This is a genomic window from Nonomuraea sp. 3N208 (genome assembly GCF_052245935.1).
Classification (GTDB): domain Bacteria; phylum Actinomycetota; class Actinomycetes; order Streptosporangiales; family Streptosporangiaceae; genus Nonomuraea.
On sequence record NZ_JBQQBR010000031.1, the window covers coordinates 27,196 to 40,550 of the forward strand.

Below are 13,355 nucleotides of genomic sequence, written 5' to 3' on the forward strand. Positions count from 1 at the left end.
CTTCTCGACCGTCTCTTCGAGCCTGAACCGCTCAGGCGGCCGCCCGAAGCGGGCCCGCCGCACCGTCACCGCCACGGTCGCGCGCAGCTCGCCCAGTTCCTCCTGCTCCTCCACGTGCCGCCGCTCTCAGCGCTCGCGCTTCGCGCGTTTCTCGGCCAGGTAGGCGGTAGAGCCGCCCCCATACCGGACGGGCCCCGTCCACCGCCGGGTCGAGATCAATCAGGCCGGTGCAGACCTCGTCGAGGAACGCCCGGTCGTGGCTGGCCACGACCACGACGCCGGTCATGCCGCGCGACTGCTCCTCCACGAACACCGCGGCCTCGTCGTCCAGGTGGTTGGTGGGCTCGTCGAGCAGCAGCGCCGCGGGCCGCCTGATGAGCAGCGCCAGGGCCAGTCGCCCGCGCTGCCCTCCCGACAGCGACGCGAGGGTGCGAGAGTCGGGCACACCGCCGAGGCCGAGCCGGTCGAGCAGGGCCCGGTCGTGGCTGACCACGAGCAGGCAGCCGTTCCAGTCGCCGAGCACCTCACAGAGCCTGCGGCGGGCGCCGAGGTCGAGATTGTTGGTCGGCTCGTCGAGCAGCAGCACGTCGGGCCGCTTGAGGAGCTGCGCGGCCAGGCCGAGCGAGACGGCCTGGCCGCCGCTGAGCGTGCCGAGCCCGCGGTCGAAGGCGAGCCCGCCGAGCCCGAGCCGGTCGAGCTGGGCACGGGTGCGCTCCTCGATGTCCCAGTCGTTGCCGATGGTGGTGAAGTGCTCCTCACCGGCGTCGCCGGACTCGATGGCGTCCAGCGCGGCGATCACCGGGGCGATGCCGAGCACCTCGGCCACGGTCAGGTCGCCGGCCAGGGGCAGGCTCTGCGGCAGGTAGCCGAGCACGCCCTCGACCGTGACGCTGCCGCTCCGCGGGCGGTATTCGCCGGCGATGAGCTTGAGCAGCGTGCTCTTGCCGGCTCCGTTGGGGGCGACGAGCCCGGTACGGCCGCTCCCCACGCTGAAGGACAGGTCGTCGAAGACCGGGGTGTCGTCGGGCCAGGAGAAGGACAGACGGGAACAGACGATGCACGAATCGGACATGCGAGTGGAAACCTCGAAAGGAGAACGCGGGCGCGCCGAAGCCGCCCGAAAAGGGATAGGGGGACGACGAACCAGGCCACATCGGCGGCGGTCACACACGCCTGCCGGGGCCTATCCACCTCCGGTATCACCGGGAGATGTCGTCGTCACCTGCCACTGGATTCTCCTGCCTACCGAAAACGAGCACCTATCACCGTACCGGCCGCCGGGGTCAGCTCGCGCGGGCCGCTTCCTTCTTGCGTGCCCGGTAGGTAGCAGCCTTGATCTTGTTGCCGCACGACTCCATGCCGCACCACTCCCTGCGCCCGCCCCGCGACCGGTCGATGAAGATCTTCGTGCACTCGGGGTTGGCGCACTCCTTCATCAGCGGCACGTCGGGCCCGCTGAGCAGCTCGACGGCATACCGGTCGGTACGCCGCGCGCGGAGCGTGCAGGCGAGGTCGAGGGCGGGGTTGCCGCACAGAAGACATGCTTCACATCACCAGTCCGACAGGTGACTACAAATCGGCGCTCTCCTCCTCCCACCGGGGATGGTTCTTCCTGGCCCAGGCGCGCGTCACCGAGCCCGTGCGCATCCCGCGCCGCGCCTCAGGATCCCGGTACGCCAGCCGCACGTGCCCGATCACCACGACCGCGACGGCCAGGGCCGTCACGTCGTGCACGAAGATCGCGCTCGTCCTGGAGATCCCCGGCAGGAACCCCGCGAACCACATCAGCAACCCGGTGAACAGCATCACCGGCACGGCCCCGGCGATCCACCCGGCGTAGACCTTCTGCCCGGCGTTGAACTTCCCCGCCGGGCGCGGCCCCGGCAGCCCCTTGCGTACCGCGCGCAACCACTCCCTGTCGTACGGCGCCAGCCGGTTGAGCCTGCGCAGATCCGCGCGGAAGGCCCGCGAAGCGAGCCCGATCAGGACGGGCACGGGCAGCAGCAGCCCCGACCACTGGTGCACGACGGCCAGCAGATGGCGGCGGCCGACGAGCTGGGCCAGCGGCCCGAAGTACAGGCAGGCCGCCGTCCCCACGCACAGCAGCATGAGCACGGCGGTGACGCGGTGGACCCAGCGCTCGGCCACGGCGAAGCGCGCCAGCGTGCGCTCAGGCCTCCTTGTCGAGCCAGCCGTCGATGTCATAGCCGTACTCCTCCCAGTACCCGGGAATGACCTTGTCGGTGACGGAGATGCCGGACAGCCACTTGGCGGACTTGTAGAAGTACATCGGCGCGACGTAGAGCCGTACGGGGCCGCCGCGCTCGTGGGTGACCGGCGCGTCCAGCATGTCCAGCGCCACCAGCACGTCGGCGCGGCGGGCCTGATCGAGGGTGAGGCTCTCGGTGTAAACGCCGTCGAAGCAGGTGAAGCGGATGGCCTTGCCCTCAGGGCGTACCCCCGCCAGGTCGAGCAGGTGGGAGAGCAGCACCCCCTTCCACGGCACGTTCTCCACCCGCCAGCCGTCGGTGCAGCGCGCCTCGCCGACGACCCGCGTCTGCGGCAGCGCGCGCAGCTCGTCCAGCGTGTACGTCACCGGCCGCTCGACCAGCCCGCCGATCTCCAGCCGGTAGTCGGCCGCGGTCTTCTCCGGCACCGAGCCCGCCACGCTGAAGTAGCGGAACCCGCCCGGGTTGGGCAGCAGCCCAGTGAGCCCCGTGGGGTCGTTCTGGGAGGCGACGTTGAGGAAGCGCTCCCAGCCGCCCTGCACGAGCGGCGCGGCGGCGAGGGCGGCGGCGCCCACGCCCAGCATCGAGAACATCGTGCGGCGCGCGATGGGCGCGCCGCTCTCCGCCGGAGTTCCAGGATTGCGGTTCTTGCTCAAGATTCCCCCTCAGTCGTCCACCTCGGACGCGTCCTGGCGGCGGAACAGGCTCAGGTGCCGTTCCGCCCACAGCTCCTCGTCCAGGTGGTGGTCCCGCCAGGTCCCCGGCGGGTCGGCCAGCCAGTCGTGGCCGAAGATCACGAACGGGTGGTCCGCGCGCACGCTCTCCAGCTCGTCCTGGCCGAGATACCTCATCAACGGCCGCCACACCTGCCCGTTCGTGACGACCAGGTACGAAGCCGCCAGCCCCGGCTCGTGCAGCCACGCGCGCATCATGCGCGCCTGGAACACGTCCGTGACGGGTGACGGCTTGGCCTCGAAGGCCGGGCAGACCAGGTGCCGCGCGATCGCGATACGCGTCCCCGGCGGCATCGCCGTACGCTTGCTCATGTCGTGCCAGATCTCCGCCACGACGGGATCGGCCGCCAGGTCCTCCCGCTCCGGCGCCCGCAGGACCAGCCAGCTCAGGTACGCGCGCAGCCGGTTGCTCCCCCGGCACCGGAGCAGGGAGAAGGCTTCGGGGCGGCGGCCCAGCCAGTACCGGACGGACGCGGCCGTCAGCTCGCCGTGGGTGTCGCGCGCCATGGTGACCAGCTCGTCGTGGTCGGTGTGGGAGGTCCCGGACCAGCGCATGTCCTCCTCGCCGGCCCGCGAGACGTACCGGTGCACGACCCCGCCACCCCGGCGCAGATGGCTGATCGTCCGCATGACGACCACCTGCGCGTGGGGGTCGCGAGCCTCGCACAGCAGCCGGCCCATGACGTGGTGGCGGATCCGCCGGTGCATGCGCTCGTAGCCGGCGGGATCGCGCCACCGCGGGTCGTCGTCGAGCGCCTCCCGCAGCACGCCGTTGATCTCCAGTCCGGGCGAGGCGGTCTCGACGTACGGGTGCGCCCGCAGCCAGGCGAACAGCTCGGCCGCCGTCCGGCCCGCGTCCGGCAGCACCGCCCCGAGAAGGTCCTCGGTGGTGTGGCGGGCGTGCGCGCACACGTGCAGCGCCCACCAGTGCGCCGGCACGTCGCCGGCCAGGCGGGCGAGCACGTTGTCCACCACGTACCGCACGGCGACGCGGCGCGGCGGCTCCCCGGTGGCCGACATGCTCCTGCCGACCTCGGCGGCGAGCGACAGGGCGAAGGGGTGGCAGGCCGCGAAGTCCGCGATGGACCTGCGGAGGGCGGGGTCCGTGCCGCGGGCCGCCATCAGCTCGGCGGACTCCGTGGCGGTGAGAGCTTCGAGGCGCCGGACCATGATCCTGCCGGACCAGGCCGGGTCGGTGAGCCAGGCGGCGCTGGGCCCAGTGCGGCCCGCCACCACGACGATCGGGTCGCCGGGCAAGGGCTCGCGCAGCCACGCCTCGTCGGCCTCGTCGAAGGAGTCGACGAGCAGCACGGCACCGGAGAGGTCCGCCACGAACTCGCGCGCCTGCGCGGTCGCCGGGCCGTGCGGGTGGTCACGGATTTGCGCCGCCGGCGCCGAGCCGCGCAGGTGCCACACGCGACGTCCTGCGGCGGCGGCGTCCTCGGCGAGCTTGTGCAGCAGGGCCGACTTGCCGATGCCGGCCGGCCCCCGGAGGAACAGCAGGCCCGGGCCTTCCCCCTTCGCCAGCAGGTCGCGGAAGGCGGCGCGCTCCGCGCCCCTCCCGGCGAACCGGTCCGCTCCCCGCTTCGGCTGTACGGCGGCCGGCTCGGCCCGCGGGGCGGGGGCGTACCCGTCGTCGTGGCCCGCGTCGGCCCGCAGGATCTGGTCGTGGATCTCCCGCAGCCGCGGCCCGGGGCTCACGCCCAGCTCCTTGCCCAGCAGGTCGTACACCATCCGGTAGACCTCGAGGGCGTCCGCCCGCCTGCCGCTGCGGTACAGGGCGAGCAGGTAGATCTCGTACAGCGGCTCTTCCAGCCGGTTCTGCTCGATGAGCAGCGGCACCTCGGCCACCACCACGGCGTGCTCCCCCAGCTCCAGGCGCAGCCGCAGCAGCTCCTGGGTGGCGGTCAGCCGCAGCCGTTCCAGCCGGAACCGTTCGCGCTCGGCGGCCTCGCCGGGGACACCGGCCAGCGCCGTGCCCGTCCAGAGGCCCAGCGCCTCCTCCAAGCACTTGGCCGCCGCCTCGAGGTGCCCGCTCGCGCGTTCCCTCCTGGCGGTCTCCACCAGCTCGGCGAACTCGGCGGCGTCCAGCGCGGACAGCGACGGATCCAGCATGTAGCCCCCGGACTGGGAGCTGATCGCCTGGCCGGGCCCGTCCTCGGACAGCAGCCGCCGGATGCGGGAGATGTAGGTCCTGATGACGGCCTCGCCGGAGGCCGGCGCCTGCTCGCCCCACAGGCCGTCGATCAGCTCGCTGATCCGTACGAAGCTGCCGCCGTTGGCCAGCAGCACCATCAGCACGGCCTGCTGCTGCGGCGCGCCGAGATCCAGCCGCTCGTCACCGCGGTAGAGGGCGGGCGGGCCGAGAACGGTGAACCTGCGCGGAGCCGGGAGCACGTTCGGCCGTCCAATCACGATCGGGTTGCGTGGCTGCGCGAGACCCCGTCACGCAGGGCTCGCGGTTATACGTCCCCGAAGGTAGGCGCGCCCGGATCGCCGTCGCGAGCGTCACATGACGGCATGTGTGTACGTCATCCGCCCGACACGTCCTGAAGCCCGACGTGGCGTCAGTAAGGTCTGTCAACGACGGTTCGCGCTACGCGAGAGGTGGGGGAACCTCGATGGCCGGGGTGAGCTTCGGGTTACTGGGACCGATCAAGGTCTGGAGCGGCGGGGAAGAGCTGGAGGTCGGCTCCCCGCAGCAGCGCAGGCTGCTGGCCCTGCTGCTCCTGAGCGAGGGACGCCAGATCATGCTCGATGAGATCGTGGGCGCATTGTGGGGCTGTGAGGCGCGCTTGCGCTGTGGCGCGGGCCGGCGCTCAGCGGTCTCGGCGGGGCCTTCTTCGAGGGCCGCCGCGCCTGGCTCCAACAGCTTCGCGCCTCGGCCATGGAGGAGCGCTGGGCGATCGACATCGAGCGGGGCGACTGCGGCGAGGCGATCGCCGGGCTGAGGCGCGCGACGTCGGCCGAGCCCTATCGCGAGCGGTTGTGGGAGCTGCTGATGTGGGCACTCGACCGGGACGGCCGGCGCGGGGAGGCCCTGTCGGCCTACCGCCGGGTCGCCCGGCTGCTGGACGACGACCTGGGCCTGGAGCCGGGGCCCGGCCTGCGCAGGATGCACGCCCGGATCAGGACGGCGGCCTCACTGGTCTGATCGGTCGCCCGCCCCATCTTCCGCCGCTGCCAGCGAGACCATCCTGGGCAACCTCATCGCGGAGGCCAAGGTACGCGACAGATGGTGCTCACCACCAAGTTCACCAACAGCGTCGATCCCGGGGGCCCGAACACGGGAGGCAACGGACGCAAGCACATGATCAGGGCGGTCGAGGCGTCGCTGCGCCGCCTGCGCAGCGACCATATCGACCTGTTCCTGCTGCAGACCTGGGACCGGATCAGCCCCGTCGAGGAGGTCCTGCGCACCTTCGACGACCTCACCAGCGCGGGCAAGATCCGATACGCGGGCCTGTCGGACGTGCCGAGCTTGTACGCGGCCCGGGCCTAGACCCTGGCCGAGGCGAACTCCCTCGTCCCGATGGTCAGCCTGCAACTGCCCTACTCCCTCGTGGACCGGACGATCGAGCGCGAGCACGTCCCCATGGGGCAGGCTCTCGGGCTCGGGATCACCGCGTGGAGTCCGCTTGGGAGCGGCTTCCTCACCGGGAAGTACCGCGACACCGATCGCGGCCCGGCCGGTGAGGGCCGGCTCAGCGGAGGCTCGTGGACGGAGCGGGAATGGGGGTTGCTGGCGGCGCTCGAAAGGTCGCGGGCAAGGTCGGCAGGACGATGGCCCAGGTGGCGCTCAACTGGGTCGCCACCCAGCCGGGGATCGCCTCGGCGATCGTCGGGGCGAGCGGCGCGGACCAGCTCGACGCCAACCTCGCGGCCCTCGACTTCGAGCTGCCGGCCGAGCTGCGCGCGCACCTGGACGAGGCGAGTTCCGTGCCGCCGGAGTCGGTCTACCGGATGTTCACGCCGGACTACCAGAGCTGGCTGGTCAGCCCAGGCGTCAAGGTCGGGGACAAGCCGACCGGGTACGCCCCGCCGTGCGGAACTGGGTCACCGTGCGGGCTTGAGCACCCGCGCCAGATCGGAGCGGGAGCTGACGCCCAGCTTGGGGAAGATCCGGTGCAGATGGGTGCCGACGGTGCGGTGGGACAGGTACAGCCGCTGCCCGATCTCCCGGTTCGTCAGCCCGTCGGCGGCCAGCCGCGCGATGTTCAGCTCGTGCGGGGTTAGCTGGTCGCGCGCGTCGGGGTCCCGGTTGGGGCTCGACTCCCCCGCGCCGCGCAGCTCCGCGCGGGCGCGCTCGCCCCACGCGGTCAGGCCGAGCGCGTCGAAACTCTCCCTGGCCGTGCGCAGGTGCGCCCGGCATTCCACGGCCCGTCGCTGCCGCCGCAGCCATTCGCCGAACGCCAGGTGCAGGCGTCCGCGTTCGGCGGGCCAGCCGGTCAGGTCTGCCCGCAGCGCGGTCGTGAACAGCTCCTCCGCCTGCGCGTTCGGGGCGAGCACGGCGCGCGCGTAGCGCAGCCCGATGTGCAGCGCGGGCGAAGGCGTCGATGCGGCCTCGGGCTCCAGGTCGTACAGGATGTCCCGCATCGTGTCGGCCCGCCCGGCTCGGACGGCGGCCTCGGTCAGCTCCGCGAGGCAGTAGGCGCGCAGGGCGAGCTGGTAGGCGGGGTCGGCGGGGTCGAGGATGCGGCTCAGCGCGGCGAACGCGTCGTCGAAGCGGCCCTCGCTCAGGGCGGCGAGGCCGCGCGCGAGCTGGACGGTGGCCAGGACGGGCCGGGCGCCGGCGGGGAGCGCGGCCCGTTCCGCCTCGTCGGCGAGCGTTCCCGCCCGGCCGTGGTCGCCTTTCAGCGCGGCGATCTCGGCCTGGACGGCGATCGCGAGCCCGTACATGAAGGGCTGGCCGGTCTCCCGGGCGAGCTTGGCGGCCTCGGCGGCGGCCGGCAGGGCGGTGGCCAGGTCGCCGAGCCTGGTCAGGCTCCACGCCTGCACGGCCAGCGCCCGGGGCAGCAGCCCGAGCCGCCCCTGGGCGCGCAGGCCCGGCGCCGCGGTCTCGGAGAAGCGGGCGGCCAGGTCGAACGCCCCGACCTGCAGCGCCGCGCTGCCCAGGTAGCGGTAGGTCTCCGGCTCCTCGCCTGCCACGCCGGCCAGCTCGCGGAGCCGGTCGAGCGCGGTGGCGCCCCGCTCGAACGGCGCGACGTACGCGGCGACCGCGACCATGCGCGGATCCCCTGCGGGGAGGGGCAGCCGGTCGGCCACGTCCATCAGCTCGCGGCGGGCGTCCTGGCCGGGCTCGGACCAGAAGCAGCGCATGGCCGCGCCCCACAGGATGCGGGCGGCAGGCTCGGGGTGCCCGTCGGCGGCCACCGACGCGGCCAGCCCGGTCAGCTCGGGCACGCGGGAGACGTGCTCGCGCACCCCGTCCTCGAACTCGCTGAGCAGCCAGGCGGCGGTGGCGCGCCTGCGCGGCGACAGGTCGAGCGCCCGCGCGTCGGCCACCATGCGCTCCGCCGTGTCGCGGCGGCCTGACTCGACCGCCAGCTCGGCCGCTCTCAGCAGCCTGAGTGCCTTGCGGTCCGGCTCCTCGCTCAGCCGGGCCGCCTGGTCCAGCGCCGCGATCGCGGCGGCGACCCCGCCCCTGTGCCCGGCCCGGCCGGCGGCGCGGTCCAGCTCGGCCGCCACTTCCTCGTCCGGCCCCGGCGCCGCGGCGGCCCGGTGCCAGACCTGCCGGTCCGGCCGGTCGCGCAGCGTCTCAGCGAGCGCCAGGTGGGCCCGGCGGCGTTCGGCGGGCGTCGCGGCCACCGGGATGGCCGCGCGCATCAGCGGATGCCGGAACCGCACGCTGCCGGCTTCCTGCTCGATCAGCCGGGCCTCGACGGCCGGCGCGAGGATCTCCGGCTCAGCCGCCGTCCCGAGAATGAGCCCGGTGGCGGCAAGCGCCTCAGCGGCCGAATCGCCCTGGGCCAGCGCCGCGACCAGCAGCGCGGTACGGGCCGACGCGGGCAGCGGGGCGACCCGCGCGGTGAACGCTCGCTCGAGCCGCTCAGTGAGCGACAGCGTAAGGCCGCCGGGATGCTCGCTCAGCGGCTGCGCCCGGCCGGGCCTCGCGTGCTCTCCCAGGGCGGCCGGTAGCTCGGTCAGGGCCAGGGGGTTTCCGGCGGCCTGGGCCAGCAGCCATGCCCGGACCTCCGGGGCGAGGCCGGGGGCGGCCGTGTCCAGCAGTTCGGCGGCGACCTGGTCGGGGAGCCGGTCGAGGGGCATCGGGGACAGACCGGCGTCCTCCAAGGGCGAGCGCTCGCCCTCCCGGAGGGTCGCGATCATGACGATGGGCTCGGACTCGATGCGGCGGGCCACGAAGGCGAGGACGTCGGCGCTGGCTCGGTCGAGCCAGTGCGCGTCCTCGGCGACGACCAGCAGCGACCGCCGGACGGACTCCTCCGCCAGCAGCGTCAGCGTGGCCAGCCCGACGAGGTGGGCGCTGGGTCCGGCCGCCGCGTCAGCCAGGCCCAGCGCACCGCTGAGGGCGTCGCGCTGGGCGGCGGGGAGGGCGGCCATGCCCGCTCTGACCGGGTACAGCAGTTGGTGCAGCCCCGCGTAGGCGAGGTTGTGCTCGGACTCGGTGCTGGTCACCGTCAGCACGCGCAGGCCCGCGGCGGAAGCGGCGGAGACGGCCTCCGCCACCAGTGCGGACTTCCCGATGCCGGGCTCTCCCCGGAGGAGGGCGCCGCTGCGGCTCTCCTGCTCGTCGATGAGCTCGGCCAGGGCCTTCAGCTCGGCTTCCCGTCCGAAAAGCGGCATGCGCCTACTCTACGAGACCTCCGCAGGTGAAGCCCTTCTCGCGCTCCGGGTCGAGCTCGATCGTGCCGAGGTTGGTGGTCTCCATCGGCCGGCGGAGTGTCTCCAGCTTGTCGCAGTCGTACAGGACGTAGGTGCCGTCGCTCTCCCCCAGCAGCATCATCCAGCGGCCGTCGTAGAGCGGTTTGTCGTCCTCGGCGTTCTTGATCACCGCCCACTGGTCCTGGAAGCCGACCGCGTTCAGCAGTTCGTGCCTGTCCACTGCTCTGGACGTCGAGCGCGCCCTCGACGAGCCCCAGGATGAGCAGGAAGCCCAGGCCGACCCCGGTCAGGCCGCCGACGATCACCTTCGTTCCCCGCGCGCCCGACGGGCTTGCGGCGCAGGATCCTGAACGGGATCAGGAAGGCCAGCACGCCGAGGCCGACCGCGATGACGACCATGACGAACAGGTCCAGGTCCCCGAAGAGCAGGAATACGCCCCAGTACGTCGCCCCGCACCACAGTGCCGCCAGCGTCGCGGCGATCCAGGGCCGCTCCCTGGCCACCCGCAGGAGCTTGCCCGCCGCCCCGGCGGTGAGCTTGTCGATCAGCCAGCCGGCGCCGACGAGGACGCCGATCAGCGGGATCGCGACCAGCAGGAGCAGGACCACGGTACTGGTCATGCGGCCGAGCAGGACCGCCTGGTCGACGCCGACCTGCTGCGGGTTGACGCCGAAGACGGCGTACATCTGCTCGATGCCTATGTACAGGACCGCGTAGAGCGCCACCGCGATCGGCACGGCGACGGATCCGATGCGTTCCAGCAGTTCCATGACGCCGCTGCCCGCCCTCTGTTCAGGGAGGGCGGGTTCGTCGGGAAGCGCCGATGCCTGCGGTGGATTCTGCGGTTGTTCAAGGGTCATGGGGTGACTCGACATGGCGTACGACCATAAGGGCCGCCTGCATGCGGGGCGTTGACGGCATATATACGCCGCGAGCCGGCCTGCCATGGCATGTATACGTGCCGTCCGCAGGCGGTGCTTAGGGTCGCGTAATGACCTCTCCCGCCACGACCCCCTGTCCCGGGGTCAGCGTGCCTGCGGGGTGCCGACGCCGCGCAGGAGCGTGTCGACCACGACGTCGGCGGCCTGCGCGGCGCTCAGCTCGGTCAGGTTCTCGGCGGCGTGTTCCATCAGCGGCGCCAGCACCGTGGCCACCCAGCCGGGCGGCAGGTCGGAGCGCAGCAGGCCCTCGTCGGTGGCGCGCCGCAGGAAGACGTCCACCTCGTCGATCAGGGCGCGGCGGCGCTCGCGGATCGTCTCCTCGCGAAGCATGCGGCTCGTCTCCACGGGCCACTTGCGGTTGACGGCGACGATGCCCTCGACGTAGCGGTGCAGCGCGACGGCGACTGGGGCCTCGCGCAGCCGGGCGGCCTTCACGGCCTCCTCGACCGCGTCGTAGCGGGCGCCGTAGACGGCGGCCATGAGCTCCTCGCGGGAGGAGAAGCGGCGGTAGACCGTGCGGCGGTCCACTCCGGCCTCGGCCGCGATGGCGGCAATGGTCGCCGCGGGGTCGTCGGCGAGCATGCGGGCGCCGGTGCTCAGGACCCGTTCCAGGTTGCGGGTGGCGTCTGCTCTCACCTACCTGAAGATACTCGCCACGTAGCACTTGAATAACCTTCTTTACTCGCAAATGAGAATGTTAGCGTTTTAAGCGCTACGTCGGCGAGGCAGTTACGATGAAGTGAGGGAAGCGTGGAGTCGCTCGTCTCAACGATGGTGGGCCGGGATGGCGTCCAGGAGGAGCTGTCCGCGTTCATGGCGGCTGCCGGAGGGCAGGCGCTCATCCTCAGGGGTGAGACAGGAGTCGGCAAGAGCGCCCTGCTCGACCACGTAGCCGGCCTCGCGGGCGAGCACCGGGTGATCCGCGCCGCCGGAGTCGAGGCCGAGGCGGAGCTGCCCTTCGCGGGGCTGCACCAGTTGCTGTACTCGCTGCTGCCGCACGCGACCGGGCTCGACGAGGGCCGCCGCGCACTCTTCGACGTCGTCTTCGGGCTGCGCGAGGGACCAGCCACCCGGTGAACACGTCAGCGTCGATGTCGTCGGAGGTTCCCAGCTTGATCGAGGCCATGTCCCGGGCGCCGGGCTGGAGGCGGTCGGAGGGGTCAGTGATCTGCCTGCCGCGCCAGAATCCGAAGGTCAGGTGGGCGGGGTAGGCCTTGACGAAGCAGACCGGGGACTTGCCGGGTTTGTCGCCGAGGCTCCACACCGGGTGGCCGTGCCAGAGGGCGCCGGCGCCCGGCAGCACCTGCTCGATCAAGGGCAGCAGCCGGTCGGTCACCTGACGCTGGGGTTCGGGCAGGGAGGCGATGTAGTCCTCGACGGTGGTGAACATGGGCATTGCGGGATCCTTCGCGCTCGGTTCGGGGCGGGGTCGGGTTCGTCAAGGTCGGCGGGTCGGTGTGGGCTCAGACGGTGCGGCGGCGGTAGCGGGCCGCGACCCACGAGACCCAGATCATCGCGGTGATGGCGCCGACGGCCAGGGTCAGGGAGCCGGCCGTGCCGCCGCTCATCGCCCAGGCGTTACCAAGGAGGAGCGCCGAGCCGGCGAGGTGGGAGGCGAGGGCGTGGCCCGGGTGCCCGGCACGGTGGAAGTGGTGGCCGAGCACGTGGCAGGCGGCGATCAGCGCGATGAAGGTGATCGAGCCCGCGGCCATGTGGCCGAGGCCGTGCCAGCTGAGCGTCCCGAACCCGGCCGGGGTGCCGGCGGGGAAGCCGTCGCCCGGGTCCATGACGAACACGCCGGCGGCGATCATGCCGATGCCGGTGACGCGGAGCAGGAGGGGCGCCCACGTGCCGCCGGGGGCACCGCGCAGGGCCCGGCGCAGTCCGGTCGCACCGGCGATGCTCAGGGCTCCCGCCAGGACGAAGTTGGCGATCTGCAGCCAGCCCAGTGAGCCGGTGCTCAGCAGGCTCAGCGGGTGGCGGGTCAGGTCGAAGCCCTCGCGGGTGGCGGCCTGGGTCAGGGACACCACCGACCACAGAGGCCCGGCGACGGCCGCACACGTGAGCAGGGTACGGGTGGTGGGCGAGACCGTGGCGGGGGCCTGGATGGCGATCATGTCAGTTGCCTTTCTCGGCTTGCGCTCTTCGCTTGTCGCCCACACGTCGATCGGCCGATGTGACAGGGAACGCCAGCATTCCCTGTCACATACTGGCGATCGACGTCTAGGCGGACGTAAGCCGCGAGATCAAGGGAGACCACCTGATGCGCTACCTGATGACGACCAGGGCCACCGACACCGCCCCCGCCCCGGACGAGAAGCTGTACGCGGAGATGGGCGCGTTCATCGAGGAGATGACCGCCAAGGGCATCCTGCTGGCCACCGGCGGGCTGGAGCCGGGCGGCATCCGCATGACCTCCTCCGGAGACGAGATCACCGTGACGGACGGCCCGTTCACCGAGGCCAAGGAGGCCATCGTCGGGTTCGCGCTGGTGGAGGTGCGCTCCAAGGAAGAGATGATCGAGCTGGCCCGCCGCTTCCGGAAGATCGTCGGCGACGGGGTGAGCGAGATCCGCCAGGTGTTCGGCCCCTGAGTCCCTGACCCTGCC

At 72.4% G+C, this 13,355-nt stretch carries 12 protein-coding genes and 4 pseudogenes; 5 read left to right on the forward strand and 11 right to left on the reverse strand.

Annotation, left to right across the window (positions count from 1 at the left end; translation table 11 throughout):
* Positions 1-33: 33 nt before the first annotated feature.
* The 5 genes and pseudogenes from ACTWPT_RS38660 to ACTWPT_RS38680 all read right to left on the reverse strand — a co-directional run.
* Positions 34-1,072, reverse strand: a pseudogene (locus ACTWPT_RS38660) (ATP-binding cassette domain-containing protein); the annotation flags it as partial.
* Between the two features lie 211 nt (positions 1,073-1,283).
* On the reverse strand, positions 1,284-1,436 hold the full coding sequence (locus ACTWPT_RS38665; RefSeq protein ID WP_443182604.1) for a CGNR zinc finger domain-containing protein: 153 nt from the start codon (positions 1,434-1,436) through the stop codon (positions 1,284-1,286).
* A gap of 133 nt (positions 1,437-1,569) precedes the next feature.
* A complete protein-coding gene (locus tag ACTWPT_RS38670) occupies positions 1,570-2,205 on the reverse strand; it encodes a cytochrome b/b6 domain-containing protein (RefSeq protein WP_443182471.1) in 636 nt (211 codons plus the stop codon).
* Entirely contained in the window at positions 2,171-2,884 is a 714-nt protein-coding gene (locus tag ACTWPT_RS38675) for a molybdopterin-dependent oxidoreductase (protein WP_443182472.1), read from the reverse strand. Before ACTWPT_RS38675 ends, ACTWPT_RS38670 begins: the two co-directional genes overlap by 35 nt.
* 9 nt (positions 2,885-2,893) lie before the next feature.
* On the reverse strand, positions 2,894-5,359 hold the full coding sequence (locus ACTWPT_RS38680) for a BTAD domain-containing putative transcriptional regulator (RefSeq protein WP_443182473.1): 2,466 nt from the start codon (positions 5,357-5,359) through the stop codon (positions 2,894-2,896).
* A gap of 403 nt (positions 5,360-5,762) precedes the next feature.
* Between ACTWPT_RS38680 and ACTWPT_RS38685 the strand changes: the two genes are divergently transcribed.
* From ACTWPT_RS38685 to ACTWPT_RS38695, 3 genes and pseudogenes are all read left to right on the forward strand, one after another.
* Positions 5,763-6,116 (forward strand): AfsR/SARP family transcriptional regulator, encoded by a 354-nt coding sequence (locus tag ACTWPT_RS38685; protein WP_443182605.1) that lies wholly within the window; start codon positions 5,763-5,765, stop codon positions 6,114-6,116.
* Positions 6,117-6,197: 81 nt separating this feature from the next.
* Positions 6,198-6,635: pseudogene (locus ACTWPT_RS38690) on the forward strand (aldo/keto reductase); the annotation flags it as partial.
* Between the two features lie 59 nt (positions 6,636-6,694).
* A pseudogene (locus ACTWPT_RS38695) lies at positions 6,695-6,883 on the forward strand (aldo/keto reductase); the annotation flags it as partial.
* Positions 6,884-7,018: 135 nt separating this feature from the next.
* Here ACTWPT_RS38695 and ACTWPT_RS38700 read toward each other — a convergent pair.
* The 4 genes from ACTWPT_RS38700 to ACTWPT_RS38715 all read right to left on the reverse strand — a co-directional run bounded on the left by ACTWPT_RS38700 (position 7,019) and on the right by ACTWPT_RS38715 (position 11,383).
* On the reverse strand, positions 7,019-9,766 hold the full coding sequence (locus ACTWPT_RS38700; protein WP_443182474.1) for an AAA family ATPase: 2,748 nt from the start codon (positions 9,764-9,766) through the stop codon (positions 7,019-7,021).
* A 4-nt stretch (positions 9,767-9,770) separates the two neighbouring features.
* On the reverse strand, positions 9,771-10,025 hold the full coding sequence (locus tag ACTWPT_RS38705; RefSeq protein ID WP_443182475.1) for a hypothetical protein: 255 nt from the start codon (positions 10,023-10,025) through the stop codon (positions 9,771-9,773).
* Complete coding sequence (locus ACTWPT_RS38710) at positions 10,004-10,666, reverse strand: hypothetical protein (RefSeq protein ID WP_443182476.1); 663 nt, start codon at positions 10,664-10,666, stop codon at positions 10,004-10,006. Before ACTWPT_RS38710 ends, ACTWPT_RS38705 begins: the two co-directional genes overlap by 22 nt.
* A gap of 165 nt (positions 10,667-10,831) precedes the next feature.
* A complete protein-coding gene (locus ACTWPT_RS38715) occupies positions 10,832-11,383 on the reverse strand; it encodes a TetR/AcrR family transcriptional regulator (protein ID WP_443182477.1) in 552 nt (183 codons plus the stop codon).
* Positions 11,384-11,497: 114 nt separating this feature from the next.
* On the opposite strand from ACTWPT_RS38715, the gene ACTWPT_RS38720 reads away from it, so the two are divergent.
* The gene (locus ACTWPT_RS38720; protein WP_443182606.1) at positions 11,498-11,824 is read left to right on the forward strand and encodes a hypothetical protein; all 327 of its coding nucleotides are present in this window, start codon (positions 11,498-11,500) and stop codon (positions 11,822-11,824) included.
* Between the two features lie 46 nt (positions 11,825-11,870).
* On the opposite strand, the pseudogene ACTWPT_RS38725 reads toward ACTWPT_RS38720, so the two are convergent.
* Both ACTWPT_RS38725 and ACTWPT_RS38730 read right to left on the reverse strand, forming a co-directional pair.
* A pseudogene (locus ACTWPT_RS38725) lies at positions 11,871-12,143 on the reverse strand (DUF1801 domain-containing protein); the annotation flags it as partial.
* Positions 12,144-12,210: 67 nt separating this feature from the next.
* Positions 12,211-12,864 carry a DUF998 domain-containing protein gene (locus ACTWPT_RS38730; protein WP_443182478.1) on the reverse strand — a complete coding sequence of 218 codons (654 nt, stop codon included), beginning with the start codon at positions 12,862-12,864 and terminating at the stop codon, positions 12,211-12,213.
* A gap of 146 nt (positions 12,865-13,010) precedes the next feature.
* Here ACTWPT_RS38730 and ACTWPT_RS38735 point away from each other — a divergent pair, with 146 nt between their 5' ends.
* Positions 13,011-13,340, forward strand: coding sequence for a YciI family protein (locus tag ACTWPT_RS38735; protein WP_443182479.1), 330 nt, complete (start codon positions 13,011-13,013; stop codon positions 13,338-13,340).
* Positions 13,341-13,355 lie beyond the last annotated feature (15 nt).

Excerpts from the sequence above, each read along its gene's own strand:
- ACTWPT_RS38665 (WP_443182604.1), bottom strand. The coding sequence starts at position 1,436 with ATGAAGGAGTGCGCCAACCCCGAGTGCACGAAGATCTTCATCGACCGG.
- ACTWPT_RS38670 (WP_443182471.1), bottom strand. The coding sequence starts at position 2,205 with ATGACATCGACGGCTGGCTCGACAAGGAGGCCTGAGCGCACGCTGGCG.
- ACTWPT_RS38700 (WP_443182474.1), bottom strand. The coding sequence starts at position 9,766 with ATGCCGCTTTTCGGACGGGAAGCCGAGCTGAAGGCCCTGGCCGAGCTC.
- ACTWPT_RS38710 (WP_443182476.1), bottom strand. The coding sequence starts at position 10,666 with ATGACCCTTGAACAACCGCAGAATCCACCGCAGGCATCGGCGCTTCCC.
- ACTWPT_RS38730 (WP_443182478.1), bottom strand. The coding sequence starts at position 12,864 with ATGATCGCCATCCAGGCCCCCGCCACGGTCTCGCCCACCACCCGTACC.
- ACTWPT_RS38735 (WP_443182479.1), top strand. The coding sequence starts at position 13,011 with ATGCGCTACCTGATGACGACCAGGGCCACCGACACCGCCCCCGCCCCG.